Below are 24,327 nucleotides of genomic sequence, written 5' to 3'. Positions count from 1 at the left end.
CGCTCGGGATGCTAATGTTTCACACGTCGCAAGGGCCTGTGGCGCAGTCTGGTAGCGCACCTCGTTCGCATCGAGGGGGTCTGGGCGACTCCCCCGGCACCGGCCCTCCGGGCCCACCCACCCCTTCACACCGTCGGGAACCCCCGTGCCCCTGCCCCTGCCCCTGCCCCTGTTGTCCGTCCTGGACCCCACCATCGTCCCCAGCGGCCTCACCCCCGCCGACACCGTCGCCGCCAGCGTCGAGCTGGCCCGCCACGCCGAACGCCTCGGCTACGCCCGCCTGTGGGTGACCGAGCACCACAACCACCCCGCCCTCGCCAAGGGCACCCCGCTGCTCTACACGCTGTACCTGGCCGCCCGCACCCGCCGCATCCGGGTCGGCGCGGGCGGCGTGATGCTGCCCAACCACGCGCCCCTCGCCGTAGCCGAGGAGGCGGCGCTGCTCGGCGCCCTGCACCCGGGCCGCGTCGACCTCGGCGTGGGCCGCGCCCCCGGTGCCGACCCCGCCACCGCGCACGCCCTCAGCCGGGGCACCCCCTTCGCCCACGAGCGGCGCCTCGACGACCTGGCCGAGCTGCTGGGGCTGCCCGGGACCGGCGGCGGAACCCGGCGGGGGCCCCGGACCGGGGTGCGGGCGGTGCCCGTCGGCGCCCCGCCGCCCGAGCTGTGGATCCTGGGCTCCAGCCCGTACAGCGCGCTCCTTGCGGCCGAGCGGGGGCTGCCGTACGCCTTCGCCCACCACTTCGGCGGGCCCGGCACCACGACCGTGCCGCGCCTGTATCGCGAGCGCTTCCGGCCGTCCGCCGCGCTGAGCCGCCCGTACACCCTGGTCACCGCCAACGTCGTGGCGGCCGACACCGAGGCCGAGGCCCGGCGGCAGGCGGCCTCCCAGGTCCTGACCTTCCAGAGCTACCACGAGCACCGCCCCGACATCCTGCTCCCGCCCGAGACGGCGGCCGAGCGCCTCGCCCGGACGCGCGGCGACTACCCGGCCACCGTGCTCAGCGGCACCGCCGGGCGCGTCAAGGACGAGCTCGACCGGCTGGCCCGGGTCACCGGCGCCGACGAGATCATGGTCAACACGACGGTCCACGACCAGCGGGCCCGCCTGCGGTCCTACGCGCTGCTCGCCGATGCCTACGGCCTGCGGCCCGCCCCCCTCGCCCCGAACGGAGCCCTCGCCGCATGACCGCCGTGCCCAACCCGTCCGACCCGCCCGCCTCGTCCGCCCGGCCCGCCCTCTCCGTCCTGGACCCCACGATCGTCCCCCACGGCATGACCGCCGCGCAGTCCGTCGCCGCGTCCGTCGCGCTGGCCCGGCACGCCGAGCGCCTCGGCTACGGCCGCCTGTGGGTGACCGAGCACCACAACCACCCCGATCTGACCGCCGGCACGCCCGCGCTGCTCATCGGGCACCTCGCCTCGGCCACCGAGCGGATCCGGATCGGCTCGGGCGGCGTGATGCTGCCCAACCACCCGCCGCTCACCGTCGCCGAGCAGTTCGCGCTGCTGCACGCCGTCCACCCCGGGCGGATCGACCTCGGCGTCGGCCGGGGCCCCGGCACCGACCCCGCCGCCGCCCGCGCCCTCCAGCGCGGGGACGCCTCGGCGTTCGCCGCGCAGGTCGGGGAGCTCCAGTGCTTCCTCGGCACCCGAGCCTGGCCGGACAGCCACCCGTACCGCGATGTCCGGGTCGCGCCGGACGGCGTGCCGGCCCCGCCGCTGTGGATCCTCGGGTCGAGCGGGTACGGGGCCTCCCTCGCCGCGGCGGCGGGCCTGCCGTTCGCGTTCGCCCACCACTTCGGCGGCGGGAACGCGGCCGAGGCGTTCCGGCTCTACCGCGAGAACTTCCGCCCCTCCGCCGAGCGGGACCGCCCGTACACCCTGATCACCGTCACGGTGGTGGCGGCCGACACCGACGCCGAGGCGCGCCGGCAGGCGGCGAGCCAGGAGCTCGTGCAGCTGATGATCTCCCGCTCGCTGCCCGACGCGCTGCTCCCCGCCGACCAGGCCGTGCGCCGGCTGGCGGGCATGGCGACGCCGTTCGGCGCGAGCGCCGTCGTGGGCGGCCCCCGCAGGGTCGGCGAGGAACTGCGGGCGCTGCTGGCGGAGACCGGCGCCGACGAGCTGATGGTCAACACCTGCGTGCACGACCAGGCGGCCCGGCTCCGCTCGTACGAGCTCGTCGCCGCCGCCCTGCACGGCTGAGCGCGCCCGTACGCGCGGGCACCCCGCGGCCCCGCCTGGCGCGGGGTCACGGGGTGCCCGGTCGGGACCGCCGGGTCAGGCCGCCCCGAGGCGCTCCCGCAGCCAGTCCGTCACCCGGCGCACGGCCTCGGCCGCCTCGGGGAGCTGGGCCGTGAAGTCGGTGAAGCCGTGGAACATCCCGTACGCCGTGTGGACTTCGGCCTCGGTCAGCCGGGCCGCGTAGGCGCGCCCCTCGTCGCGCAGCGGGTCGCACTCCGCCTCCACGAGCAGCGCCGGGGGCAGCCCCGACAGGTCCCGCGCGGTCGCGGGCGCGGTGAAGGGCGTCGGCGCGGCGCCCGCCAGGTACTGCTCCCAGTACCAGCGCAGGTGCGCGGCGGTCAGGAAGTGGCCCTCGCCGAACGCGCGCGTCGACGCGTTGTCCGCCGCCGGGTCGAGCGCCGGGTAGAGCAGCACCTGCGCGGCGGGCATCGGGCCGCCCCGCTCCCTGGCCAGCAGGCACAGGCCGGTCGCGAGGGTGCCGCCCGCGCTGTCCCCGGCGACGGCCAGCCGCTCCGGGTCGCCGCCGAGGCCGGCCGCGTGCGCGACCACCCAGTCCAGCGCCGCGCGGGCGTCGTCGAGGGCGGCGGGCGCCGGGTGCTCGGGGGCCAGCCGGTAGTCGACGGAGACGACCAACGCCCCGGCACCGGCGGCCAGTTCGCGGCAGAGCCCGTCGTGGCTGTCGAGGCCGCACAGCACGAAGCCGCCGCCATGCAGGAACAGGACGACCGGGAGCGGGCCGGGGGTGTCCGGGGGCCCCGGGTGGTAGATCCGTACGGGCACGTCCGGCGCGCCCTCGGGGCCCGGGACCGTCCGGTCGGTGACCGAGGCGAGCGCGGGCAGCCCGGTGGGCGGGCGGTGCAGGGCGGCGCGCACGGCGGGCACGTCCGTGCCGGGGCCGAGCGCGGGGAAGGAGCCGGCCAGCAGCTCGACGAGCCCGCGCGCGGCGGGGGTCAGGCCCGGGCCGGTCACTGGGCGCCCAGTCCGCCGTCGACCGCGAACTCCGCGCCCGTCACGTACGCGGAGGCGTCGGAGGCGAGGAAGAGCACGAGCCCGCTGACGTCCTCGGGCGTGCCGATGCGGCGCGCGGGGATGTGCGGCCAGTCGCGCGCGGTGGCGTCGCCGTCGCCGGTGACCGCGCCGATCATCGGGGTGTCGATCATGCCGGGGTGCACGGTGTTGATCCGGATGCCCTCGGCGGCGACGTCGAGGGCGGCCGAGCGGGTCAGTCCGCGCAGCCCGAACTTGGACGCCCCGTAGGCGCTGTGCCCGGGTATGCCCTTGAGCCCGGCGGTGGAGGAGATGTTGATGATCGAGCCGCCGCCCGCCGCGCGCAGGGCGGGCAGCGCGGCGCGGATGCCGAGGAAGGGGCCGACGAGGTTGACCGACAGCAGGGTCCTGAACTCCTCCTCGTCCTGCTCCCCCACGGGCGCGGTGCGCCACAGGGCCGCGTTGTTGACGAGCACGTCGAGCCGCCCGTACCGCTCGACGGCGCGCGCGACGACCCGCTCCCAGTCGGCGGCGTCGGCCACGTCGTGGCGCAGCGCGAGCGCGGCGTCCGGGCGTCCGGTGGCCGCGCGGACCGAGGCGGCGACCGCCTCCGCGCCGGCCTCGTCGAGGTCGGTGAGCACCACGGAGGCTCCGGCGGCGGCCAGCGTCCGGGCGTGGCCCGCGCCCTGGCCGCGGGCGGCGCCGGTGATCAGGGCCACCCGCCCGGTGAGGTCGGTGGATCGGGCGAGCGCGGCGGGCACGACAGGTACGTCGGATACGTCAGGCGTGGCGGGTACGGCGGGTAGATCGGGTACGTCAGGCGTGGCGGGTACGGCGGGTACATCGGGTACGGCGGGCATGGCGGCACCTCATGGAGATCGGGGAACGCTGTCCGCGCCTTCCTAACGGACCGGGCCCCCGTCGCGCGGCTCCCTTCCCGGTCACCGGGAACCCCCCTGTGCCGGGGCCCGGGGGCCGCCTAGCCTCTCGCGCATTCCGAACGAAAGGCGGCCGTCGTGACCGAGCCGACCAGTAGGAACCCCGAGGACGTCATCACGTACGACGTCGTGGTCGTCGGCTCCGGGGCCGCCGGCTTCGCCGCCGCCGTGACCGCGCGGCTGCGCGGGCTGAGCGTGGTGGTCCTGGAGAAGACCGGCCTGTACGGCGGCACCACGGCGCTCTCGGGCGGCGCCATCTGGGTGCCGGACAACCAGCATCTGCGCGCGGCGGGGCTCCCCGACAGCCACGACCTGGCCCGCGCCTATCTGGACGCCACCGTGGGCGAGCGGGTGTCCGCCGCGCGCAAGGAGGCGTATCTGGACCGGGCGCCGCGCATGGTGCGGGAGTTCCACGACCGCACCGACGTCCGGTTCGTCTACACGGACGGCTACAGCGACTACTACCCCGAGCGTCCCGGCGGCTTCGCGCGCGGGCGGTCGATCGAGCCCGAGGTCTTCGACCTGCGCCGGCTCCCGCGGCGCGAGCGCGCCCTGATGCGCCGGGCGCACCTGCCCACGTACGGGCTCACCATCACCTCGTACGACTTCCGCTACCTCAACATGGTGACCCGGACCCCAGCGGGCAAGCGGACGGCGGCGAAGGTGGGGCTGCGGGCCGTGCGGGACCTGGCGGCGGGGCGGCGTCCGGTCGCGCTCGGCGAGGCGCTGATCGGCAGGCTGCGGCTGTCGCTGGCCCGGCTCGGCGGCGAGCTGTGGCTGGGCGCCCCGGCGCGGCGGCTGCTCACCGACACGGACGGCCGGGTGACCGGGGTGCGTACCGTGCGCGCCGGGCGCGAGGTGACGGTGCGCGCCCGCCGGGGTGTGGTGCTGGCGTCCGGCGGCTTCTCGCGCGACGCCGGGCTGCGCGCCCGCCATCTGCCGGCGCCGACGGACCCGGCGTGGAGCTCGACGCCGCCGGAGGGCCAGGAGGGTGACGGGCTGCGGGAGGGGCTGCGGCTCGGGGCGGCGACGGATCTCCTGGACAAGGTGTGGGGAGCGCCTTCGGTCGTGCCGCCAGACGGCACGGCGCCGTTCTTCCTGGTCGCGGAACGCGGCATCCCCGGCATGATCATCGTGGACGGGAACGGCGAGCGGTTCGTCAACGAGGCGGCGCCGTACCACGAGTTCGTGGACGCGATGTACGCGCACCGGGAGAAGACCGGGGCGGAGACCGTGCCCGCCTGGCTGGTCCTGGACGCCCGCGCGCGGCGCCGCTACGTCTTCATGGGGCTGCTGCCCGGGCAGCCCTTCCCTCGGCGGCTGCTGGAGTCGGGGGTGGTGCGGAGGGCGGCGACGCCCGAGGAGCTCGCCGGGCTGATCGGCGTGGACCCGGGGCGCTTCGCGGCCACGGTGGAGCGCTTCAACGGCTTCGCCCGCGCGGGGCACGACGGCGACTTCGGCCGGGGCGCGAGCGCGTACGACCGCTACTACGGCGACCCGACGCTGCCCAACCCGAACCTCGCGGAGCTGGGCGCGGCGCCGTTCTACGCGGTGCAGGTGCACCCGGGCGACCTCGGCACCAAGGGCGGCCTGCTGACCGACGCCGACGCGCGCGTACTGCGCGAGGACGGCTCGCCCGTCGTCGGCCTGTACGCGGCGGGGAACGTGTCCGCCGCCCTGATGGGCGAGACCTATCCGGGCCCCGGGGCCACCATCGGCCCCGCGATGGCCGGCGGCTGGATCGCGGCGGACCACCTGGCGGGCACGGAGCCGGGCGGGGCGCGTTAGCGGGGCGATGCGGTACGGCGGGGCGGCGCGCGATAGCGGGGCGGATGCGGCCCGCCGGGGTGGCGGCGGCCCGGCGGAGCGGATGCGGCCCGGCGGAGCGGCTCGCGCTAGCAGGGCGGCGGCGGCCCGGCTGCCCGGCGCGCGTTAGGGTGCGGCGTGCTCCAGAGACCCTCGCCCGCCCTTACCCCCGCCATCCCCACGCTCTCCGACGCCGCCCTGCTGCGGCACGAAGAGGACGGCGCCTCCTGGCCGTTGCTGGTGTGGGCGCCCGGTCCCGGCACCCGGATGGTGTCGAGCGCGGTGCTCGGCGGCGGCATCGGGGCCCGCGACTGGGTGGTCAACGCGCAGGTGCCGCCGGGGTACGCGCGCCTCGACCCGGTCGCCCATCTGGGCGAGCTGGCCGCCGGGGCGGAGCTCTCGGGCCCCGGGGTCGGGCTGATGACGGCCGCGTCGGTCGCCGACCGCCGGTTCGCCGCCGACGAGGGCGCCGAGGCGCTGGTGACGGCGGGCATCGGGGTACGGGGCTGGGCGGCGGCGCCGGGTGCCGGAGCGGTCGGCGCGCCGCGCCCCGGCACCATCAACATCATCGTGTCGCTGCCGGTGCCGCTCACGGACGCGGCGCTGGTCAACGCGGTGGCGACGGCCACGGAGGCGAAGGTGCAGGCCCTGGTGGAGCTGGGCGCCGACGCCTCCGGCACGCCGACGGACGCGGTCTGCGTCGCCTGCCCCGCCGCGCCGACCGGCGGCGCGGCCGAGCCGTTCGCGGGGCCCCGCTCGCGGTGGGGCGCGCGGCTCGCGCGGGCGGTGCACCGGGCGACCCTGGAGGCGTGCGCGGGCCGGTTGTAGGCCCGCGCGGACCCGGTCGGCCCGGTCCGGCCCCATGGCGCCCGGCGGCCTCCTTCGGGAAACATGGCGCCGGTCGTCCGGGAGTCCGGGTCGCGGCGGTTGACGAGGGGTGAGGCATGAGCGGTGTTGGGCGCAGGGCTGTGGTCTCGGCGGCGGGCGGGGCGGGTCTGGTCGCGGCCCTCGCGGCCTGCGGCGGCAAGGCGTCGGAGGGCCCCAACGACACGGTGGGCCCGGACGGCGGCACGGGCGGAGCGGGGGGCAAGGGCGACACCGGCGGGGCGGACGCCTCGGCGGGACCCGACGCGACCGGAGGCGTCTCACAGACCCCTCCGCTGGCCAAGACCGGCGACATCCCGGTCGGCGGCGGAAAGGTCCTCGCCGACCGGGGCGTGGTGATCACCCAGCCGAAGGCGGGCGAGTTCAAGGCGTTCTCGGCGCGCTGCACCCACGCGGGCTGCACGGTGGCGTCGGTCGCCGACGGCGTGATCGTCTGCCCCTGCCACCAGAGCCGCTTCGACGCCTCGGACGGCAGCGTGAAGGGCGGACCGGCGCCGAGCCCGCTGGAGCCGACGCCGATCGAGGTGACGGGCGACGCGATCAGGCTCGGCTGAGCCCGCCCGGTCCGGTGCGCGGGGCGGGGGCCCGGCGCGGGGCCTTCCAGCAGGCAAGGACCTCGTCGGTGCTCGCGATGGTGGCGACGAGGGCGAGGGTGTTGCGGATCATCGCGGGGGTGTAGTCGGCCGGCACCCCCGCGATGGCGTCGGCGGGCACGACGACGGTGTAGCCGAGGTTGACCGCGTCGAAGACGGCGTTGGGGATGGCCACGTTGGCGGAGACGCCGGTGACGACGAGGGTCCGGCAGCCGAGGTTGCGCAGCAGGGCGTCGACGTCGGTGCCCGCGATCGGGGAGAGCCCGTGCAGCCGGCGGACGACGAGGTCCTCGTCGGCGACCTCGATGGGTTCGGCGATCCGGACGGCGGTGCTCCCGCTGTGCTGCTGGACGGGGAGCCGGGCGGCGGCGCGGAAGAGCCGGGCGTTGTGGCTGGCGCCGCGCCCATCGGGGCGCCGCTCGGCGACGGCGTGCAGCACCTGTACGTCGGCCTCGTGCGCGGCGGCGACGAGCCGGGCCACGTTGTGCATTGCGCCGGACGAGCGGGCGACGGCGGCGAGTTCGGGCAGCGCGCTGTCGCGGCCCACGACGCCTTGCTGGCATTCGACGGTGAGCAGCACGGCGCCGTCGGGGGCCAGTTGTTCCCTGAGTTGTTCCGCGTGCCCCACGGGCTCCTCCTCGGTTCCGGTCTCGGTCCCGGTCCGCCCCGCGCGCTCCTTGCCACGGGACGGCCGACCCCCCATCATTTCTGACACTCCATCAGAAATCCAGAAGGGTGCGGACGATGACCGTCGCACAGCGCCGCGGACGCCGGATCATGATGACCCCGGACGAGCTCGACAGCTTCCTCGCCGAACAGCGCACCTGCCGGGTGGCGACGGTGTCGGCCGACGGCCGCCCGCACGTCGGCGCCCTGTGGTTCCTGTGGCACGAGGGCTCGCTCTGGCTCTACTCCCTGACCCGCAGCCGCCGCTGGTCCGAGCTGCGCGCCCGGCCGCGCATCGCGGTGGTGGTGGACGACGGCGAGGCGTACGGGGAGCTGCGCGGGGCCGAGCTCTCGGGCACCGTCGAGTTCATCGGCGAGGCACCGCGCACGGGCGCGCCCTGCCCCGAACTGGACGCCGTGGAGCCCCTGTTCGCGGCGAAGAACTTCGGCCTGGACACCATGCCCCACGACGGCCGGCACGCCTGGCTGCGCCTGACCCCGGAGGCGGTGGCGTCCTGGGACTTCCGCAAGCTGGGCTAAGGGGTGTCCGACAACCCAGACAGGCTCAGCCGGCGTCCCATGCCTCCCGCGCCAAGGCGAGCTGATCCGGGCTGAGCGGCGGCTCGAACCCCTCGGGGAACAGGAGCATGAGCGGCTGCGGCCACCCGCTCTCGGGCCCGTGGTCCGCGCAGTGCAGGGCCACGAGATGGGGCCCCTCGCCGCATGCCTCGTGCCGGTAGACGCGGTCGTGGGTCCGGCAGACGTACCAGAAGACCGTGCACGCCTCCGCGTCGTCCGGCTCGTGGAAGCCGGGGTCCCGGACGATCCGCGTCACCGGCTCCTGGCGGTTGAACCGGGGAACGGGCCGGGGGTCGCGCCACAGCAGCCGGGAGGGAAGCACCCGCCCATTGTGCCGGGCCGCCCCCGACCTCCGGCACCCCTCACCCCTAACCCGCTCCCGCCCCCGCCCCCTCCCCCGCCGCCCGCAGCGCCTCGACCACCGCGCGGATGGACGGGCGGCGCCCCGCGTCCGTGCGCCAGGTCGCGTAGATGTGCCGTCGCACCGGCTGGCGTACGGGGACGAAGGCGACCCCCGCCATCTCGGCGGGCCGCCCGAGCCGGGGCGCGACGCAGATGCCGAGCCCGGCGGCGACGAGGGCGAGCTGGGTGTGGTGGTCCCCCGCGACATGGGCGACGCGCGGCTCAATGCCCTTGGCGCGGAGCGTGAACATCAGCCAGTCGTGGCAGAACTCCCCGGCGGGCCAGGAGACCCAGTCCTCCTCCGCGAAGTCCTCCAGGTCGACCGCCGCCCGCCCGGCCAGCGGATGGTCGGCGGGCAGCGCCACGTCGGCGGAGTCGTCGAGCAGCCGCACCCGCTCCAGCCCCGGCGGGACGGGCGCCCGCTTGTTGTTCCAGTCCAGGACCACGGCGAGGTCGCTGTCGCCGCGCAGCACCTCCCGCACCCCCAGGTCCGGCTCCAGCTCGGCGGTGTGGACGCGCAGCTCGGGGTGGGCGGCGCGCAGCGCGCGGATCGCGGTGGGGAAGAGGCCGCGCATGGCCGTCGGGAAGGCGGCGATCCGCACCTCGCCGACCACCTGGCCGCGCTGCGCCTCGATGTCCGCCTGGGCGAGCTGCACCTGGGAGAGGATCCGCGAGGCGTGCTCGGCGAGCAGCAGCCCGGCGTCGGTGAGCCGCACGCCCCGCCCGCTCTTGGCGAGGAGCTGCTGCCCGACCTCGCGCTCCAGTTTCGACAACTGCTGGGACACGGCCGAGGTCGTGACGTGCAGCCCTTCGGCGGCGCCGCTGACGGAGCCGTGCCGGGCGACGGCGTCGAGGGTGCGCAGGCGCTCCAGGTTCAACATGTAAGCGATGCTAAGACAATGAGTCCAGGAATTCTCGCTTGTACTAAGAGGTGGGCTCGGTCACGCTGAACGGCATGAGCAGCCCCGCCCTCCCGTCCCCCTCCCGCCGCCGGCCCGCCCTCGACTGGCGCGTCCGCTTCGGCGTACTGGCCCTGATATGGGGTTTCAGCTTCCTCTTCATCAAAGTCGGCACCGAGGGCTTCGCCCCCTTCCAGGTGACCTTCGGCCGGCTCCTGTTCGGCACGGCGGTGCTCGCGGTCGCCCTCATGGTGAAGCGCGACCGCCTCCCGCGCGGGGCCCGCACCTGGGGGCACCTGACGGTGGCGGCCTTCCTGCTGAACGCGCTGCCGTTCTCCCTCTTCTCGTACGCCGAGCTGACGATCCCCTCCACCCTGGCGGGCATCTGCAACGCCACGACCCCCCTGTGGGGCATGGTGCTGTCCCTCGTCGCCCTCTCGGAGGACCGCCCGACCCGCGTACGGGCGGCGGGCCTGGGCATCGGCTTCGTCGGCGTCCTGACGGTCCTCGGCGCCTGGCAGGGCTTCTCGGGCCTGGACGTGACGGGCACGGCGCTGGCGCTGCTGGCCTCGTTCAGCTATGCGGTGGGCTGGATCTACGTCCGTCGCACCCTGTCCGGCACCGGCGCGTCGAACCTGGCGCTGGCGGGCTCCCAGGTCGGCGTGGCCACGCTCCAGCTCGCGGTGGTCACCCCGCTGTTCACGAGCCTGCCGACGCACGTCGAGGTGCTTCCGCTGCTCTCGGTCGTCGCCCTCGGTGCCCTCGGTACGGGCTACGCGATGCTGCTCCAGTACGGCGTGGTCGCCGAGGTCGGCCCGACGACGGCGTCGATGGTCACGTACTTCATCCCGGTCATCGCGACGGCGGCGGGACTCGCGGTCCTCGGCGAACACCTGGCCTGGAACACCCCGGTGGGCGCCGTCATCGTCCTGGCGGGCGCGGCCCTCACCCAGACCCGCACCTCCCGCCGCCGCACACCGCCCCCGACGGGAGCGGCCCCGTCGACCACGTCCGCCACGTCACCCGGCCCGACCTCCCCGGCAGACCCGGCTGTCCCAACCTCCCCGACTGTCCCAACCTCCCCGGCAGAGCCGGCCGTCCCCGCCGCCCCGACCTCCCCCGCAACAACCCCCGCCGCCCGTCACCCGTAACTACGCGCCTGCGCCGGACCCGCGGCGTAGGCCAAGGCGTCGGCGAGCGGTTCGATGTCGGCCGGGGCGAGCCGGGAGACCGTGACGCGGACCGCCGGGCCGGTCTCCATCCGGAAGCGGGCGCCGGGGGCGACCGCCCAGCCCGCGCCCAGCATCCGGGCGACGGCCCCGGTCTCGTCGGCGACCGGCACCCAGACGTTCATGCCGCCGCGCCCGTGCGCCGCCACCCCGCGCCGGGCGAGCGCGCGCACGAGCCCGTCGCGCCGCTCCCCGTACGCCGCCGAGACGGCCACCGGATCGACCGCCCCGGTGGCCCACAGGTGCGTGACCGCGCGCTGGAGCAGCCGGCTCACCCAGCCGGGGCCGAGCCGCTGCCGCCCGAGCACCCGGTCGACGGTCTCCGCGTCGCCGGTGAAGGCGGCGATCCGCAGATCGGGCCCGTACGCCTTGGCGACCGAGCGCACGAAGGCCCACCGCCCGGCGCCGGTGGCGAGCGGGTGCGGCGGCTCCGCGACGATCCCGTGCCCGTGGTCGTCCTCGATCAGCAGCACGTCCGGGTGACCGGCGAGCACCGCCCGCAGCTCGTCGGCGCGCGCCCGGCTCACGCAGGCGCCGGTCGGGTTCTGCGCCCGGTCGGTGACGACGAGCGCCCGCGCGCCGCCCCGTAGCGCCCGGGCCACCGCGTCCGGCAGCGGCCCCTCGTCGTCGACGGCGACCGGGACGGGCCGCAGCCCGAGCGCGGGCACGAGGTCGAGGAGGCTGCCCCAGCCCGGGTCCTCGACGGCGACGGCGTCGCCCGGCCGCAGCTGCGCGACGAGCACCCGCTCGATCGCGTCGAGCGAGCCGGAGGCGACGCCCACCGGCCCGGCCGGCACCCCGTCCGCGTCGAACGCGGCCCGCGCGAGCCGCGCGAACCCCTCGTCCACCGGCGCCTCCCCGTACAGCGGCGGGCGCTCGGCGTACCCGCGCGCGACGGCGGCGAGGGCCTCCGTCAGGTCCGGGAGCAGCGCCGGGTCCGGGTTGCCCTCGCCGACGTCCCGGACCCCCTCGGGCGCGTCCACCCGGAGGGAGCCCCGGGCCGTCGTCGCGGGCGCGGACCGCACCCGGCTCCCGCGCCGCCCGTCGGTCTCGATCACCCCGCGCTCGCGCAGGGTCCGGTAGGCGGCGGCGACGGTATTGGGATTGACGCCCAGCCCGCCCGCCAACTCCCTCATGGGCGGCAGCAGTTGTCCGGGCGCGAGGGAGCCGTCCCCCACCCCGCGCTCGACGCTGGCGGCGATCTCCGATGCGCGACGGCCTTCGATCCGATACTCTCCTAGCACAAACCACAGTATGCACTAGTGCAATGGAGACCGCAATGTCGGAGACGGACCCCCTGCCGGACCGGACGGACACCTACACCCCCACCGAGCGCACCGTCCCCACCCGCTCCGCCCAGCGCGCCTCGTACGACCGCGCCCTGGTGCACTCGATCCTCGACGAGACCTACGTCTGCCACCTCGGCTTCGTCCGCGACGGCGCCCCCGTCGTGCTGCCGACGCTGTACGGCCGGATAGGCGAGCGGCTGTACGTGCACGGCTCCACCGGCTCCCGCCCGCTGCGCGCCGCCGGGCACGGCGAGGAGGCCCCGGGCCTGCCGGTCTGCCTGACGGTGACCCACGTGGACGGCCTGGTCCTCGCCAAGTCCGCGTTCCACCACTCGATGAACTACCGCTCCGTCGTCGTGCACGGCACCGCCCGCCAGGTCACCGACCCGGAGGAGCTGCGCACCGCGCTGGACGCGCTCGTCGACCACGTCGTCCCCGGCCGCTCGTACGACTCCCGCCCGGGCAACGCCAAGGAGCTCGCCGCCACCGCCGTGCTGCGCCTGGACCTGGCCGAGGTCTCGGCGAAGGTCCGCACGGGCGGCCCGAACGACGACCCGGAGGACGCCGCGCTCCCCCACTGGGCGGGGGTCGTCCCCGTACAGCGCCGCTACGGCACGCCCGTCCCGGCGGCGGACCTGGACCCGGCGATCGCCCTGCCCGACTACCTCGCGGCCCTGTGAGGAGCGCCCCGTGCTGATCCACCCCTGGGACTCCCCGCGCGACGAGAGCGAGTGGCGCGACTGGCTCGCCGGCCGCGACTTCGGCCAGCTCGCGGTCAACGGCGCCCCCGGCGAACCGCCGTGGGTGCAGCCGACGCACTTCCGATACGAGCCGGAGCCCGGCCCGCACGGCCGGGTCCTCACCCACCTCGCCCGCCCCAACCCGCTCTGGCGGGACCTGGAGCGGAACCCGGCCGTGCTGCTGAGCGTGGTCGACGACCACGTCTTCGTGCCCGGCCACTGGACCGCCCCCGAGGGCGCCCCGGCCGAACACGGCACCCCGACCTCGTACTACGCGGCCGTCCAGCTCCGCTGCACCGCCCGGATCGTCGACGACCCGGCCGAGAAGGCGGAGCTGCTCAACCGTCAGGTGGCGCACTTCCAGCCGGAGGGCGGCACGGCGCCGGTATGTCCGGGCGAGGCCCCGTTCGGGCGGATGCTGCCGGGGATCCGGGTGCTGTGCCTGGAGGTGACCGAGGTGCGGGCGAAGTTCAAGTACGCGGGCAACAAGCCGCGGGAGGTCCAGGACCGCGTGTCGGCCCGGCTCGCCGAGCGCGCGGGCCCGGGCGACGCCGCCGCCCGGGCGCACCAGCTACGCCGCCGGCCCACCGGAGCCTGACCGCGGCGACTCGGCCGCGCCCGGCGGGCGCACCGGCCCCGGCCCCGGCTCCGACACCGGCCCCCCGGCCGGGGCCTCCCGCCGCGCCGCCGCGCCCGAACGGGTCTCGGCGAAGGCGAGCCCGGTGACGGCGACGAGGAGCAGCAGGGTCCCGGCGACGGTCGCGGCGGTGAGGCGTTCGCCGAGCAGCGTGACGGCGATGAGCGCGGCGCTGACCGGCTCCAGGAGCATGATCACGGAGACGGTCGCGGCGCGGACCACGGCCGCCCCGGCGAAGTACAGGGCGTAGGCGAGCGCGGTCGGCACGGCGGCGATGTACGCGAGCAGCAGGAGCGCCGCCTCGGGGTCCTCGGCGGGCGGCACCAGCCCCTCGGCGGCGGCGAGCGGCAGCAGCGCGGCGGCTCCGACGGCGAAGGCCCACGTGGTGGTCGCCAGCGCGTCGGCGCCTGTGCCGTCGCGCCCGAGCAGCCGGGTGATCAGCGTGATCGCCGCGTATCCGGCGGCGGCGACGAGGGCGCACAGCACGCCGAGCGGCCGGACCTCGCCGCCGCCCGCGCCGAGCACGAGAACGCCGAGCCCGGCGAGCGCCCCGGCGACGGCGGCGGCGCCCCCGGCGCCTATCCGCTCGCCCATGAGCAGCCGCGCGCCGACCGTGATGAGCACGGGTCCGGCGCCGAGCGTGACGACGGTGCCGACGGCGAGCCCGGTGAGCTCCACGGCGGCGAAGTAGGCGGTCTGGAAGACGGCGAGCCCGAGTCCGGTGCCGAGGACGCGCAGCAGCCGCCGGGCGCGCGGCTCGGGCGCGCCGCGCCGGGGCCTCCGGCGCAGCGCGAGCGCGCCGAGCAGCAGGACGAGCCCGCCGACGCAGCGCCAGAAGGAGAGGGCGAAGGGGCCGGTCCCGCTGACCCGGAAGAGCAGCGAGGCGGCGGCGCCCGCCGTGCCCCAGGCGATTCCGGCGACGATCAGATAGCAGAGGCTGCGGCCGATGGCAGGGTGGTGCGACACGTGGCGTACTCCGTGAGGAAGACGCGAGAAGACGTCGGAAGGCATCACAAAAGCCTTCGGACGACTTCGCACGACGGGCGGAAGGGTTCACCGAGGTCCGCGGACGGGCGTCGACGAGCCGCCCGGTGGCCTGTTCGGCGGCCCGGGCCCGGTCTTCGTCAGGAGTACGCGCCGCCCGCGCTAGGCGGCGGGAGGCGGCAGTACGGTCGCGTGCATGAGCGGCACCCTAGGACGCGGACCGCTCGCCGGACAACGCGCTTTCCCCGTCGGCCCGCTCGCGCCCCGCCGCGCCGTCGGGCACGCCGCCCGGCACGGTGCCCGCTGTCCCGCCCTGCGCGACCGGCGCCTCGGCCGCCGCCTTGGGGGTGGCGGACTGGGCGATGAAGGCGCCCACGAGGACGACGGCGCCGCCCGCGATCTGCGCGGGGCCGAGGTGTTCGGCGAGCAGCACCCAGGCGAGGACGGTCGCGATGACCGCCTCCAGGCAGGCGACCACGCCGGCGACCTGCGGGGAGAGCCTGCGCACGGACACGACGCCGGTGGCGTACGCGAGGACGGTGGCGATCAGGATGATCCAGCCGAGCAGCAGCCAGGCGGGGGCGGCGGTGCCGTTCAGGTCGGCGGTGCCGCCGAGGACCGCCCAGTCCATGCGCCACGGGCGGGCGAGGGCGGTGAGGACGACGGCGCCGATGAGGAGTCCGTACGCGATGACGCCGATCGGGTCGACCGGGTCGGCCTCGTCGCCGCCCTGGTCGGACAGGACGAAGTAGCCGACCTGGCAGCAGGCGGCGGCCAGCGCGAGGAGGAGCCCGAGCAGGTCGAAGCTGAGCCCGGACCAGACCTGGACGACACAGGCGAGCCCGCCGACGGCGAGGACGACGCCGACGGCCGCCCGCCGGGTGACCGGCCGCTTCTGGACGAACCGGACCCAGCCGAGGACCAGCGCCGGGGCCAGGTACTCGATGAGCAGCGCGACCCCGACCGGGATGCGCGAGAGGGAGGCGAAGTAGAAGCCCTGGACACCGGCGACGGCGAGCAGTCCGAAGCCGGCCAGCAGGGCGGGCTTGCGGCGGACCAGGTCGCGGTGGCGCCAGGCCACCGGAAGCATGACGAGGGCGGCGCCGGCGACCCGGAGCCACACCACGTGGAGCGGGTCGAGGCCCGCTTCGATGAGCGGCTTGGCCGCCACTCCCGAACCACCGAAAGCGAAGGCGGAGACCAGGGCGAGTCCCAGGCCAGCGCTTTTCTCCTGAGACGCGTGCATCGGGCCATCATGACAGGACGCGGTCAGGCGCGTAACCCCTGTTACACCTGTTGAGACGGCAGCCCGATCCGGAGGGCCAGTTCGCCCGGTTCGACACCGGCGCGGCGCAGCACCTCGCCGGCCCGGTTGGCGGGATCGGCGGCGAGCGCGGCGAGCAGGTCGAGGCCGCGGACCCGGCGTTCGCCGCGGACGGCGGCCCGCTCGAAGGCCCCGGCGAGGGCCGCCGCGGCGGCGGGCGACCAGCCCGCCGCGGCCCCCTGGTCGCCGCGCGGGACGGGCAGGCCCGCGCCGGTGTCCTCGACGGAGCCCTGCCAGCGCAGCCCGTAGCCGATGGAGCGCTGGACGAGGTAGCCGAGGACCCTGGCCCGCTGGCCCGCGTCCTCGAAGGCGGCGGCGGTCTCGGGGTCCGCCTCCAGGACGGAGTGCAGCAGATGCGCGGTGTCGACCTGCCGGTCGTCGTCCCGCAGCGCGCGGCGCCGGGCGCCGGTGACGGCGGTCACCAGCTCGGGGGCGAGGGCGTCCTCCAGCTCGGCCCGGCGGATCGCGGGCAGCCGGGGCGGCACGGGCGCGGGCAGCGGGACGCGGGGCCCGGGCGCGCGCAGGGCCCGGGACGCGCCGGGCGCGGGATCGGGAGGGACGGGAGTTCGCACCCTCCCACCTCATCAGTCCCGACAAGCCGGGGCATCCCCGGCGAGAAGCATGTGCGCGTCCCACCGGAGTCGTGCACGGACGACCGAGTCCTCCTCCTTACGGATGAGATCCGGCGAGTTCGTTCCCCGGGGCGCGCGCCGCCTTGCCATCCGCCCCGGACGCAACCACGGGGGCGTCCCGTATCGTCCTCCAGGCATGTTCTGGATGGTGGCTCTCCTCGCGCTCGACGGGCGGCAGTACGTCTACCGCGTGTACGCACCGCGGGCGGCGCTGCCGGCCGACCTCTTCTGGGCCGCCTTCCACTGCCACGACGAGAGCGGCGGGCCGCGCGTCTCGGATCTCTTCGACTCCGCGCAGATCTGGTGGATCGGCGACGAGACCGCAGAACTGACGGTTCATCAGTATTGAATGTTGGCGCCGCCGGGGCTACGTTCCGCGACACCGAAAGCCGACAGGTACGCGTGAAGGGGTGGTCGCATGGCCGAGGTCAGCGCGGAGGCACGGATCGAGGCTCCGGCCGAGAAGGTGTGGGCGCAGCTCACCGACTTCGACTCGTACGGGAAGTGGAACGCCACCCACACGAACTTCCCGAACGGCGGCCCGGCCTCCCTGGAGGCGGGCGCGACCTTCGCCGAGAACATGAAGCTGATGGGCTTCCCCGCCGAGGTGACCTGGACGGTGGAGGAGCTGGAGACGGGCCGGGTGCTCGCGATCCGCGGCAAGGGCCCGATGGGCGTGACGGTCGGCACCCGCTACGCCCTGGCCGCCGACGGCGGGGCCACCACGGTACGGATCGACGGGGAGTTCACGGGTGCGGCCGTCTCCCTGATGGCGGGCAAGCTCAAGGACTCGGCCACGGCGGCGCTCACGGAGTCGCTGCGCAAACTGGCCGGCCTGGTCGCCTGACCGGACGCTCCGTACGCGCGAAGGGCCCCGCGGCACACGGCCGCGGGGCCCTTCGTCCCTTCCGGGCGGCGCCTCAGCGCTCGTCGGCGAGGATCAGGTACAGCTTCTTGCGGGCCTCGTTGATGACCTCCACGGCCTTCTGCCGCTGGTCGGGCGTGCCGGTCTTCCAGACCTGCCCGAAGGCTTCCATCAGGCCGAAGCCGGCCTGCCGGATCTCGTTCACGGCCTCCCAGTCGACGCCGCGCCCGGCCTCCTCCCACGGGGCCTCGGGCCCCGACTCGGCCTCGGCCCGGCCCGCGTCGGTGAGCGTGAACAGCTTCTTGCCGCCCTCGCTCTCGCTGCCGATCAGCCCCTCGTCCTCCAGCATCTGGAGGGTCGGGTAGACCGAACCGGGGCTGGGCTTCCAGGCCCCGCCGCTGCGCTCGACGATCTCCTGGATCATCTCGTAGCCGTGCATCGGGCGGTCCTTCAGCAGCGCCAGGATCGAGGCGCGCACGTCACCCCGGCGCGCCCGGCCGCGGCCTCCGCCGCGCCCCCGCCCGCCGAAACCGCCGCCGCCCCAGGGTCCGCCGCCGAACCCGGGCCCGAAGGGCCCGAAGGCGGCGCGGCGCCCTTCGAATTCACCACGAGGTCCGGGTCCGCGGTGACCGTGTCCGTGACCGTGCTCATGTCCATAGGTACGCATCGCAACGCTCCTTCCGTCGAGATTCATCGTTGAACTGTCGCGATGCCTCAACGATATATCGGAACAGTTCGTTAAGCAACACTCGACCGAAAAAGACCTCCCACCTGCGACGACGCGCCCACCCGGGCGCGCCGTTTGCCGAAGCGGCAACAGAAGTGGCCCGGCCGGGCGGCGAGGGGGGACCTTGGCGCCATGAGCGACGACATCACCGCGGGACCGCCCGCATCCGGCACCTTCCTGTCCGGCGACGGCTACGTCGGAGACCCCGCGGCGCGGGCCGAGTGGGACGGCCGGTACGCCGACCGGCAGCAGCTCTGGAGCGGCCGGCCCAACGGCGCGCTCGTGGCCGAGGTCGCCGGGCTCGCGCCCGGGCGGGTGCTCGACGTCGGCTGCGGCGAGGGCGCCGACGCCGTCTGGCTCGCCCGCGGCGGCTGGGACGTGACGGCCCTCGAAGTCTCGGGCGTCGCCCTGGAGCGGGCGGCCGGGCACGCGCGGGACGCAGGTGTCGACGTCCGCTGGGTGCACGCCGGGCTGACGGAGGCGGCGCTCCCGCCGGCCTCCTTCGACCTGGTCTCCGCGCAGTATCCGGCCCTGCCGCGCACCCCGGACGCCTCGGCCGAGCGGGCGCTGCTCGCGGCCGTCGCGCCCGGCGGCGTGCTGCTGCTCGTCCACCACGCGGGGATGGAAACCCGGGAGGCGCACGAGAGCGGCTTCGACCCGGCCGACTACGTCTGGCCAGCGATGGTCGCCGCCCTGCTCACCGACGACTGGAAGGTGGAGGTCGACGAGCAGCGGCCCCGCGTGGTCCCCGAAGGCGGCGCCGGCGCGCACCACGCCGACGACGTGGTGCTGCGCGCCCGACGGCTGCGCTGAGCCCCGGGCCCACGGCCGCGCCACCCGACCACCGAGCGGGCGGCGCGGCCCGACCGCCGCCCGACGACCGAGCGGGCGGGCGGCGCGGCCCGACCGGTCCAGTGCTCCCGGATTGGCCTTGGCCTGGGCTTTCGCCGCTCGGGTACGGTCCGGCTCATGCGGATTCGTATCGTCGACGCCTTCACCGGCCGGCCCTTCTCCGGCAACCCCGCCGGAGTCCTGCTCCTCGACTCCTTCCCGGAGGACGCCTGGCTCCAGCGGGTGGCCGCCGAGGTCAACCTCTCCGAGACCGCCTTCGCCCACCCGCTGCCGCCGGGCGGCGAGGCCGACTGGGCGCTGCGCTGGTTCACCCCCACCACCGAGGTGGACATGTGCGGCCACGCCACCCTGGCCACCGCGCACGTCCTGCACACCACCGGCGCCGCCACCGGCACCGTCCGCTTCGCGGCCCGCTGCGGGATCCTCAGCGCCACCGCGGCGGCCGACGGCGGCATCACGATGGACTTCCCGACCTCCTCGCTCACCCCCGTGGACGCCCCCGAGGGCCTGGCGGAGGCGCTCGGCGCCGAGCCCCTCGCCGTGCACGACACCGCCGCGCACATCGGCGACCTGCTCGTGGAGCTCCGCGACGAGGCGGCCGTGCGCGCCCTCGCCCCGGACTTCGCCGCGCTGGCCCGGCTGTCCCGGCGGGGCATCATCGCCACCGCGATCGCCGACCGGCCCGAGGGCGCCTACCAGTTCGTCTCGCGCGGCTTCTTCCCCGCCGTCGGCATCGACGAGGACCCGGTGACCGGCAGCGCCCACACCGCCCTCGCGCCGTACTGGTCCGCCCGCTTCGGCCGCGAGGAGCTGACCGGCTTCCAGGGCGGCGCCCGCACCGGCCTGGTCGGCACCCGGCTGCGCGGCGAGCGCACCCTCCTGACCGGCCGCGCGGTCACCGTCATCGACGGCGAACTGCGCGGCTGAACGGCCCCGGACACACGCAGAGGGGCGTACGGCCCGTGCCGTACGCCCCTCTCCGTCTTCGCCTTCGTCTTCGCCGTGGTCCACCGGCCTCACGGCGTCGGCAGCCAGCCCACCTTCCCGGCGAGCAGCCCGTACCCGACGAAGGCCACGATGTCGAGCAGCGCGTGCGCGACCACCAGCGGCCCCACCCGCCCCCAGCGCCGGTACAGCCACACGAAGACCACGCCCATCACGGCGTTGCCGATGAAGCCGCCGATCCCCTGGTACAGGTGGTACGAGCCGCGCAGCAGCGCGCTCGCCGCCATCGAGGCCCGCGGCGACCAGCCGAGCTGGTCCAGCCGGCGCAGCAGATAGCCGACGACGATGACCTCCTCCAGTACGGAGTTCTGGATCGCCGACAGCACCAGCACCGGGTACTTCCACCACACGTCCGGCAGCGATTCGGGCACCACCGTGAGGTTGAAGCCGGACGCCCGCGCCCCGATGTAGAAGGCGAGCCCCGCGCTGCCGATCCCGGCCGCGACGAGCGCCCCGCGCCCCAGGTCCGGCCACGGCCGGGTCCGGTCGAAGCCGATCGCCCGCAGCCCGCGCGTGGCGGCGCCCTCGCGCAGCAGCAGGTGGGCGACGAGGACGACCGGGACCAGCGCGCTCGCGATGCCGAACAGCTGCCAGGACAGGTCGAGCCAGGGCCGCCCCGGCGCGTAGGAGCCGTTGAGCGTGGCGGCCTGGTCCTTCAGCGCGCCCGGCTTGGTGAGCGAGCCGATGAAGCTGATGAGCGCGGAGACCCCGCTCGCGCCGAGCGACAGCGCGAGGACGATCAGCGTCTCGTCGCGCAGCACCCGGCGCGGAAGCCCCTCCGGGGGCGGGAAGGCGTCCACCACTCGTTGCTCCGACACCACACCTGTCTCCCATTCCCCACAGCGACCCGGGTACGGGAACCCTACCCAGGGCGTGGCCTAGGAGGCGCGCTCCACCCCCACGGGCCAGTTGTGCACGGGCTCCCCGGTCAGCATCAGCTCCCGGTAGCGGCGGGTGGTCGCCACCAGCGCCGCCTCCCGCGCGAGCCCGGAGTCCAGCGCCTGGTGGAAGGTGTCGGCCTGCCACGAGGCCCCGTTGACCCGCCGTCGGCAGCGCTCCTCGATCACGCCGAGGTAGAAGTCCCGGTCCCGGGGCTCCACGTGCCAGGCGTCGAGCCCCGCGGCGGCCAGCGGCAGCAGCTCGTCGAGGACCAGTTTCACCGCCGGTACGGTCGTGAGCCCGCCCGAGCGCCCGGAGCGCGGCCAGCGCAGCTCGGCCTCGATGCCGTGGCGGCAGGCGGTGTCGAAGTTGTGCTCGGCGTCCTGGAACGCCATCCGCTTCCACACCGGCCGCGAGTCGTCCGCGAGCGCCCGCACCAGCCCGTAGTAGAAGACGGCGTTGGCGACGACGTCGGTGACCGTGGGGCCGGCCGGCAGCACCCGGTTCTCCACCCTCAGGTGCGGGACGCCGTCGACCCAGCCGTACACGGGCCGGTTCCAGCGGTAGACCGTGCCGTTGTGCAGCACGAGCTCCTGGAGCTTCGGCACCCCGCCCTCGTCGAGCACGCGCAGCGGGTCCTCGTCGTCGCACAGCGGCAGCAGCGCCGGGAAGTAGCGCAGGTTCTCCTCGAAGAGGTCGTACGCCGAGTCCACCCAGCGCTCCCCGAACCAGGTCCGCGGGCGCACCCCCTGCGCCTGGAGCTCCGGCGTCCGGGTGTCGGTGGCCTGGGTGAACAGCGGCGGCCGGGACTCCCGCCACAGCTCCCGGCCGAAGAGGAAGGGCGCGTTGGCGCCGACGGCTATCTGCACCCCGGCGATGGCCTGCGCCGCGTTCCACACGGCCGGGAAGCGCGGCGGGGTCACCTGGAGGTGCAGCTGCACCGAGGTGCAGGCGGCCTCCGGGACGATGGAGGCGGAGGTGCAGAGCAGCCGCTCCACCCCGTGGATGTCGAGGGTGAAGTCCTCCCCGCGCGCGACGAGGATCTGGTCGTTCAGCAGCTTGTAGCGGTCGGCGGCGGAGAGGTTCTCCAGGACCGCGTCCCCGTGGGTGAGGGTCGGCAGGATGCCGATCATGACGACCCCGGCGCCGACTTCGGCGGCCTTGCGGTCGGCATATCCGAGCCCGGTCCTGAGCTCCTCGGCGAGCCGGTCGAAAACGTGGCCGCCGAGCCGGTGCGGAGCGATGTTCACTTCCAGGTTGAACAATCCGAGTTCGGTCTGGAAATCGGGACTCGCGATACGGTCCAGCACCGGCGCGTTGAGCATCCTGGGCAGGCCGTCCGCGCCTGCGAGATTGAGTTCGATCTCCATGCCCATGAGATTGCGGGGCTTGTCGAACCGTTTCTCCGCCAGGAGCCTCGCGAGTCCCGCGAGACACTGCTGCAGCTTTCGGCGGTAGCGCTGTCGGTCGGCCGGGCCGAACCCGTCCGTCACGACCTTCTCCCCCATCGAAGGGTCCCTCCCCGAGTGGCGGCCGAGACGACGGCCGTGAGCGTCACGGTCCATGATGCCCAGCCGACTGATCCATAACGCCTGCGGTACGGACCGGTTGACGGATAATGTGAGCGGGATCTCTCGGGGCAGAGACCGAGAGCACCGGGCAATCGACATATACCAAAGTCATATTGTCCGGCGGGGAGGGATCGGGATTCGGCCGACCCCCTCCTCCGGAAAAGTGCAGGCAGGCGTTCCGCCGGACGCGGGCATTCCACCGAATCACCCTGGAAATACGACCGAATGACTCCTTGTCAGGAATATCGGCGCCGCCTAGCGGAAACACTGTGTGAACACGTGTCGTATAAACTCCGTGAACGAGGCAGAGTGTTGCGCCCGGCCATGAGCTCGACGGCCCCCTCCTCTGGCCCCGTCGCCGACAGCGCCGTCGTACCTGCCCACGCGTCACCGTGTCTCCTGAGTGAGAGGCGACCCACCATGCTCCGACCCTCCCCGGCCCCCGCGCCGGCTCTTCGCAGTGTCCTCACGGCCCTCGGCTCGCCGACCGCCGTCTGTGAGGCCCGCACCCCCGCACTGCGAGCCGCGCAGGGACCGCTGAGCCCCGAACTGCCGCTGCCCGTGCACGTGCTGGGCGTCACCGGCACCACCGGCCCGGCGGGCCCGCCGCCGCCCACCCGGCTGGCCGGCTGGCGCTTCCTGATCAGGAGCGGGGACCGCGCCATCGCCGCCGCGGACACCATGCTCACGCCCGACGGCTGGTCCTTCTCGCACTTCTTCGAGGGCCCCTACGTCTCCTCCACCGAACGGGCCCTGATCCAGGCCGAGGCGCTGCTCACCCCGTACCAGCCGAGGCTGCTCTCGGTGCCGGAGCTGTACATGCTGACCCTGTGGCTGCACGCCGACCCGGACGCCGACGGGCACACCGCCGCCCCCGGCCCGGCCGACCTGCTGGTGCCGCTCTCCCCCGCGCCCCCGGGGATCGCCGCCAACCACCCCTACCGGGTCGCCGACCTCCTGCCCGTGCTCAGCCTGCGCCTCGCGCCGCCGCCCCTGCTGGGCTCCGCGGCGCCCGCCTGATCCACACCACGCTCGGCCCGCGCCCCGGGAGCCCGACGGCCCCGGGGCGCACTGCTGTCCGAGCGCCCCTCCCGTTCGGACTAGCCCGCTCGGACCACCCCTAACCCCCCGAAGGGACGGTGCAGTTGACCTGAACCGCCCCTGAGGGTGATGCGTCTTCCCAGGAGAGGACGAGCTGCCGTGAAATACCTGCGGAACGCCGTCCATGGGGCAAGACTGGACCGGAACCGAACCGACCTACGGGGGCGGCGATGCATCCGAAGAGCCGCAGGACATCCACCACGACGCAGCGAAAGAACCCACCCATGTGCCAGCACCAGCCCGCCTGTCCCACCGCCCACTCCGCCGACCGGGAGGCGGCCCGCCTCATGGCCCACCACCCGGAACAGGGCTGGAGCCTGCTGTGCAACGGCGTCCTGCTCTTCGAGGACACCGGTGAGCTGCTGCCCGACGGCCAGATCATCGCCCCGCACCGGCCGCTGACGGCGGCCAGCGTGACGACGGCGGCCTGAGCCACCCTGAGAACACGGCGAGGGCCGGCCCGGAGAAGACTCCGGACCGGCCCTCACGT

General features: G+C 75.3%; 27 protein-coding genes and 1 tRNA gene. 16 read left to right on the top strand and 12 right to left on the bottom strand.

The annotated features are described in order from the left end of the window. The first annotated feature begins 32 nt into the window (after positions 1 to 32). The 3 genes from AB0C99_RS34055 (at position 33) to AB0C99_RS34045 (ending at position 2,208) form a co-directional block, all read left to right on the top strand. A tRNA-Ala gene (locus tag AB0C99_RS34055) sits at positions 33 to 107 on the top strand. 38 nt (positions 108 to 145) lie between these two features. Beyond that, the gene (locus AB0C99_RS34050; protein ID WP_362483464.1) at positions 146 to 1,189 is read left to right on the top strand and encodes an LLM class flavin-dependent oxidoreductase; all 1,044 of its coding nucleotides are present in this window, start codon (positions 146 to 148) and stop codon (positions 1,187 to 1,189) included. Next, on the top strand, positions 1,186 to 2,208 hold the full coding sequence (locus tag AB0C99_RS34045; protein WP_362483462.1) for an LLM class flavin-dependent oxidoreductase: 1,023 nt from the start codon (positions 1,186 to 1,188) through the stop codon (positions 2,206 to 2,208). Before AB0C99_RS34050 ends, AB0C99_RS34045 begins: the two co-directional genes overlap by 4 nt. A gap of 75 nt (positions 2,209 to 2,283) precedes the next feature. Here AB0C99_RS34045 and AB0C99_RS34040 read toward each other — a convergent pair whose 3' ends face one another. Together AB0C99_RS34040 and AB0C99_RS34035 are read right to left on the bottom strand one after the other, a co-directional pair. Beyond that, positions 2,284 to 3,216 carry an alpha/beta hydrolase gene (locus AB0C99_RS34040; protein WP_362483460.1) on the bottom strand — a complete coding sequence of 311 codons (933 nt, stop codon included), beginning with the start codon at positions 3,214 to 3,216 and terminating at the stop codon, positions 2,284 to 2,286. Further along, positions 3,213 to 3,995: a glucose 1-dehydrogenase gene (locus AB0C99_RS34035; RefSeq protein ID WP_362483458.1), complete on the bottom strand. Its 783-nt coding sequence runs from the start codon at positions 3,993 to 3,995 to the stop codon at positions 3,213 to 3,215. The genes AB0C99_RS34040 and AB0C99_RS34035 overlap by 4 nt, the downstream gene beginning before the upstream one ends. A gap of 255 nt (positions 3,996 to 4,250) precedes the next feature. Here AB0C99_RS34035 and AB0C99_RS34030 point away from each other — a divergent pair, with 255 nt between their 5' ends. The 3 genes from AB0C99_RS34030 (at position 4,251) to AB0C99_RS34020 (ending at position 7,417) form a co-directional block, all read left to right on the top strand. Then, complete coding sequence (locus AB0C99_RS34030; protein WP_362483456.1) at positions 4,251 to 5,960, top strand: FAD-dependent oxidoreductase; 1,710 nt, start codon at positions 4,251 to 4,253, stop codon at positions 5,958 to 5,960. A 285-nt stretch (positions 5,961 to 6,245) separates the two neighbouring features. Continuing rightward, complete coding sequence (locus tag AB0C99_RS34025; protein WP_362483469.1) at positions 6,246 to 6,806, top strand: adenosylcobinamide amidohydrolase; 561 nt, start codon at positions 6,246 to 6,248, stop codon at positions 6,804 to 6,806. A 116-nt stretch (positions 6,807 to 6,922) separates the two neighbouring features. Further along, complete coding sequence (locus AB0C99_RS34020; protein ID WP_362483454.1) at positions 6,923 to 7,417, top strand: Rieske (2Fe-2S) protein; 495 nt, start codon at positions 6,923 to 6,925, stop codon at positions 7,415 to 7,417. On the opposite strand, the gene AB0C99_RS34015 is transcribed toward AB0C99_RS34020, so the two are convergent. Further along, positions 7,404 to 8,084: a cysteine hydrolase gene (locus tag AB0C99_RS34015; RefSeq protein WP_362483452.1), complete on the bottom strand. Its 681-nt coding sequence runs from the start codon at positions 8,082 to 8,084 to the stop codon at positions 7,404 to 7,406. The genes AB0C99_RS34020 and AB0C99_RS34015 overlap by 14 nt on opposite strands. Positions 8,085 to 8,200: 116 nt before the next feature. On the opposite strand from AB0C99_RS34015, the gene AB0C99_RS34010 reads away from it, so the two are divergent. Continuing rightward, entirely contained in the window at positions 8,201 to 8,662 is a 462-nt protein-coding gene (locus tag AB0C99_RS34010; protein WP_362483450.1) for a pyridoxamine 5'-phosphate oxidase family protein, read from the top strand. Between the two features lie 25 nt (positions 8,663 to 8,687). Here the strand turns inward: AB0C99_RS34010 and AB0C99_RS34005 are convergent, their stop codons facing one another. After that, positions 8,688 to 9,023 (bottom strand): hypothetical protein, encoded by a 336-nt coding sequence (locus AB0C99_RS34005; protein WP_362483448.1) that lies wholly within the window; start codon positions 9,021 to 9,023, stop codon positions 8,688 to 8,690. Positions 9,024 to 9,069: 46 nt separating this feature from the next. Beyond that, positions 9,070 to 9,984 (bottom strand): LysR family transcriptional regulator, encoded by a 915-nt coding sequence (locus AB0C99_RS34000; RefSeq protein WP_362483446.1) that lies wholly within the window; start codon positions 9,982 to 9,984, stop codon positions 9,070 to 9,072. 74 nt (positions 9,985 to 10,058) lie between these two features. Here AB0C99_RS34000 and AB0C99_RS33995 point away from each other — a divergent pair, with 74 nt between their 5' ends. Next, a complete protein-coding gene (locus AB0C99_RS33995; RefSeq protein WP_362483444.1) occupies positions 10,059 to 11,153 on the top strand; it encodes a DMT family transporter in 1,095 nt (364 codons plus the stop codon). On the opposite strand, the gene AB0C99_RS33990 is transcribed toward AB0C99_RS33995, so the two are convergent. Beyond that, positions 11,144 to 12,475 (bottom strand): aminotransferase class I/II-fold pyridoxal phosphate-dependent enzyme, encoded by a 1,332-nt coding sequence (locus tag AB0C99_RS33990; protein WP_362483442.1) that lies wholly within the window; start codon positions 12,473 to 12,475, stop codon positions 11,144 to 11,146. The two genes, AB0C99_RS33995 and AB0C99_RS33990, sit on opposite strands and share 10 nt — an antisense overlap. A gap of 35 nt (positions 12,476 to 12,510) precedes the next feature. On the opposite strand from AB0C99_RS33990, the gene AB0C99_RS33985 reads away from it, so the two are divergent. Together AB0C99_RS33985 and AB0C99_RS33980 are read left to right on the top strand one after the other, a co-directional pair. After that, positions 12,511 to 13,200, top strand: a complete 690-nt coding sequence (locus AB0C99_RS33985) for a pyridoxamine 5'-phosphate oxidase family protein (protein ID WP_362483440.1) — start codon at positions 12,511 to 12,513, stop codon at positions 13,198 to 13,200. Positions 13,201 to 13,210: 10 nt separating this feature from the next. Then, entirely contained in the window at positions 13,211 to 13,858 is a 648-nt protein-coding gene (locus AB0C99_RS33980; RefSeq protein WP_362483439.1) for an FMN-binding negative transcriptional regulator, read from the top strand. Here the strand turns inward: AB0C99_RS33980 and AB0C99_RS33975 are convergent. The 3 genes from AB0C99_RS33975 to AB0C99_RS33965 form a co-directional block, all read right to left on the bottom strand. Next, complete coding sequence (locus AB0C99_RS33975) at positions 13,832 to 14,863, bottom strand: EamA family transporter (RefSeq protein ID WP_362483437.1); 1,032 nt, start codon at positions 14,861 to 14,863, stop codon at positions 13,832 to 13,834. The two genes, AB0C99_RS33980 and AB0C99_RS33975, sit on opposite strands and share 27 nt — an antisense overlap. A 226-nt stretch (positions 14,864 to 15,089) precedes the next feature. Then, entirely contained in the window at positions 15,090 to 16,127 is a 1,038-nt protein-coding gene (locus AB0C99_RS33970) for an EamA family transporter (RefSeq protein ID WP_362483435.1), read from the bottom strand. A 41-nt stretch (positions 16,128 to 16,168) separates the two neighbouring features. Beyond that, entirely contained in the window at positions 16,169 to 16,669 is a 501-nt protein-coding gene (locus tag AB0C99_RS33965) for a Clp protease N-terminal domain-containing protein (RefSeq protein ID WP_362483467.1), read from the bottom strand. Between the two features lie 304 nt (positions 16,670 to 16,973). Here AB0C99_RS33965 and AB0C99_RS33960 point away from each other — a divergent pair, with 304 nt between their 5' ends. Then, on the top strand, positions 16,974 to 17,186 hold the full coding sequence (locus AB0C99_RS33960; protein WP_046912024.1) for a hypothetical protein: 213 nt from the start codon (positions 16,974 to 16,976) through the stop codon (positions 17,184 to 17,186). Between the two features lie 69 nt (positions 17,187 to 17,255). Beyond that, complete coding sequence (locus AB0C99_RS33955; RefSeq protein ID WP_362483433.1) at positions 17,256 to 17,684, top strand: SRPBCC family protein; 429 nt, start codon at positions 17,256 to 17,258, stop codon at positions 17,682 to 17,684. 73 nt (positions 17,685 to 17,757) lie between these two features. Here the strand turns inward: AB0C99_RS33955 and AB0C99_RS33950 are convergent, their stop codons facing one another. Next, positions 17,758 to 18,369: a PadR family transcriptional regulator gene (locus AB0C99_RS33950; protein ID WP_362483432.1), complete on the bottom strand. Its 612-nt coding sequence runs from the start codon at positions 18,367 to 18,369 to the stop codon at positions 17,758 to 17,760. 192 nt (positions 18,370 to 18,561) lie between these two features. Here AB0C99_RS33950 and AB0C99_RS33945 point away from each other — a divergent pair, with 192 nt between their 5' ends. Continuing rightward, positions 18,562 to 19,242, top strand: a complete 681-nt coding sequence (locus AB0C99_RS33945) for a class I SAM-dependent methyltransferase (RefSeq protein ID WP_362483430.1) — start codon at positions 18,562 to 18,564, stop codon at positions 19,240 to 19,242. Between the two features lie 156 nt (positions 19,243 to 19,398). Next, positions 19,399 to 20,208, top strand: coding sequence for a PhzF family phenazine biosynthesis protein (locus tag AB0C99_RS33940; RefSeq protein ID WP_362483428.1), 810 nt, complete (start codon positions 19,399 to 19,401; stop codon positions 20,206 to 20,208). A gap of 89 nt (positions 20,209 to 20,297) precedes the next feature. Here AB0C99_RS33940 and AB0C99_RS33935 read toward each other — a convergent pair whose 3' ends face one another. After that, positions 20,298 to 21,089 (bottom strand): type II CAAX endopeptidase family protein, encoded by a 792-nt coding sequence (locus AB0C99_RS33935; protein WP_362483465.1) that lies wholly within the window; start codon positions 21,087 to 21,089, stop codon positions 20,298 to 20,300. Between the two features lie 75 nt (positions 21,090 to 21,164). Then, complete coding sequence (locus tag AB0C99_RS33930; RefSeq protein ID WP_362483427.1) at positions 21,165 to 22,673, bottom strand: glutamate--cysteine ligase; 1,509 nt, start codon at positions 22,671 to 22,673, stop codon at positions 21,165 to 21,167. 483 nt (positions 22,674 to 23,156) lie between these two features. Between AB0C99_RS33930 and AB0C99_RS33925 the strand changes: the two genes are divergently transcribed. Together AB0C99_RS33925 and AB0C99_RS33920 are read left to right on the top strand one after the other, a co-directional pair. Further along, on the top strand, positions 23,157 to 23,756 hold the full coding sequence (locus AB0C99_RS33925; RefSeq protein WP_362483425.1) for a hypothetical protein: 600 nt from the start codon (positions 23,157 to 23,159) through the stop codon (positions 23,754 to 23,756). 305 nt (positions 23,757 to 24,061) lie between these two features. Continuing rightward, on the top strand, positions 24,062 to 24,268 hold the full coding sequence (locus AB0C99_RS33920) for a DUF5999 family protein (protein WP_362483423.1): 207 nt from the start codon (positions 24,062 to 24,064) through the stop codon (positions 24,266 to 24,268). Positions 24,269 to 24,327: the final 59 nt, after the last annotated feature.

The organism is Streptomyces sp. NPDC048659, assembly GCF_040650575.1.
Taxonomy (GTDB): Bacteria; Actinomycetota; Actinomycetes; order Streptomycetales; family Streptomycetaceae; genus Streptomyces.
Note: the sequence above shows the minus strand (reverse complement) of the source record. Positions and strands in the feature narration are given on the sequence as shown.

Bases quoted from the DNA above. Each gene is read 5' to 3' on its own strand.
- AB0C99_RS34010 (WP_362483450.1), top strand. From the start codon at position 8,201: ATGACCGTCGCACAGCGCCGCGGACGCCGGATCATGATGACCCCGGAC.
- AB0C99_RS33985 (WP_362483440.1), top strand. From the start codon at position 12,511: ATGTCGGAGACGGACCCCCTGCCGGACCGGACGGACACCTACACCCCC.
- AB0C99_RS33960 (WP_046912024.1), top strand. From the start codon at position 16,974: ATGTTCTGGATGGTGGCTCTCCTCGCGCTCGACGGGCGGCAGTACGTC.
- AB0C99_RS33945 (WP_362483430.1), top strand. From the start codon at position 18,562: ATGAGCGACGACATCACCGCGGGACCGCCCGCATCCGGCACCTTCCTG.
- AB0C99_RS34045 (WP_362483462.1), top strand. From the start codon at position 1,186: ATGACCGCCGTGCCCAACCCGTCCGACCCGCCCGCCTCGTCCGCCCGG.
- AB0C99_RS34025 (WP_362483469.1), top strand. From the start codon at position 6,246: ATGGTGTCGAGCGCGGTGCTCGGCGGCGGCATCGGGGCCCGCGACTGG.
- AB0C99_RS33940 (WP_362483428.1), top strand. From the start codon at position 19,399: ATGCGGATTCGTATCGTCGACGCCTTCACCGGCCGGCCCTTCTCCGGC.
- AB0C99_RS34000 (WP_362483446.1), bottom strand. From the start codon at position 9,984: ATGTTGAACCTGGAGCGCCTGCGCACCCTCGACGCCGTCGCCCGGCAC.
- AB0C99_RS33995 (WP_362483444.1), top strand. From the start codon at position 10,059: ATGAGCAGCCCCGCCCTCCCGTCCCCCTCCCGCCGCCGGCCCGCCCTC.
- AB0C99_RS33930 (WP_362483427.1), bottom strand. From the start codon at position 22,673: ATGGGGGAGAAGGTCGTGACGGACGGGTTCGGCCCGGCCGACCGACAG.
- AB0C99_RS33925 (WP_362483425.1), top strand. From the start codon at position 23,157: ATGCTCCGACCCTCCCCGGCCCCCGCGCCGGCTCTTCGCAGTGTCCTC.
- AB0C99_RS33970 (WP_362483435.1), bottom strand. From the start codon at position 16,127: ATGCACGCGTCTCAGGAGAAAAGCGCTGGCCTGGGACTCGCCCTGGTC.
- AB0C99_RS33950 (WP_362483432.1), bottom strand. From the start codon at position 18,369: ATGCGTACCTATGGACATGAGCACGGTCACGGACACGGTCACCGCGGA.
- AB0C99_RS34020 (WP_362483454.1), top strand. From the start codon at position 6,923: ATGAGCGGTGTTGGGCGCAGGGCTGTGGTCTCGGCGGCGGGCGGGGCG.
- AB0C99_RS33920 (WP_362483423.1), top strand. From the start codon at position 24,062: ATGTGCCAGCACCAGCCCGCCTGTCCCACCGCCCACTCCGCCGACCGG.
- AB0C99_RS33955 (WP_362483433.1), top strand. From the start codon at position 17,256: ATGGCCGAGGTCAGCGCGGAGGCACGGATCGAGGCTCCGGCCGAGAAG.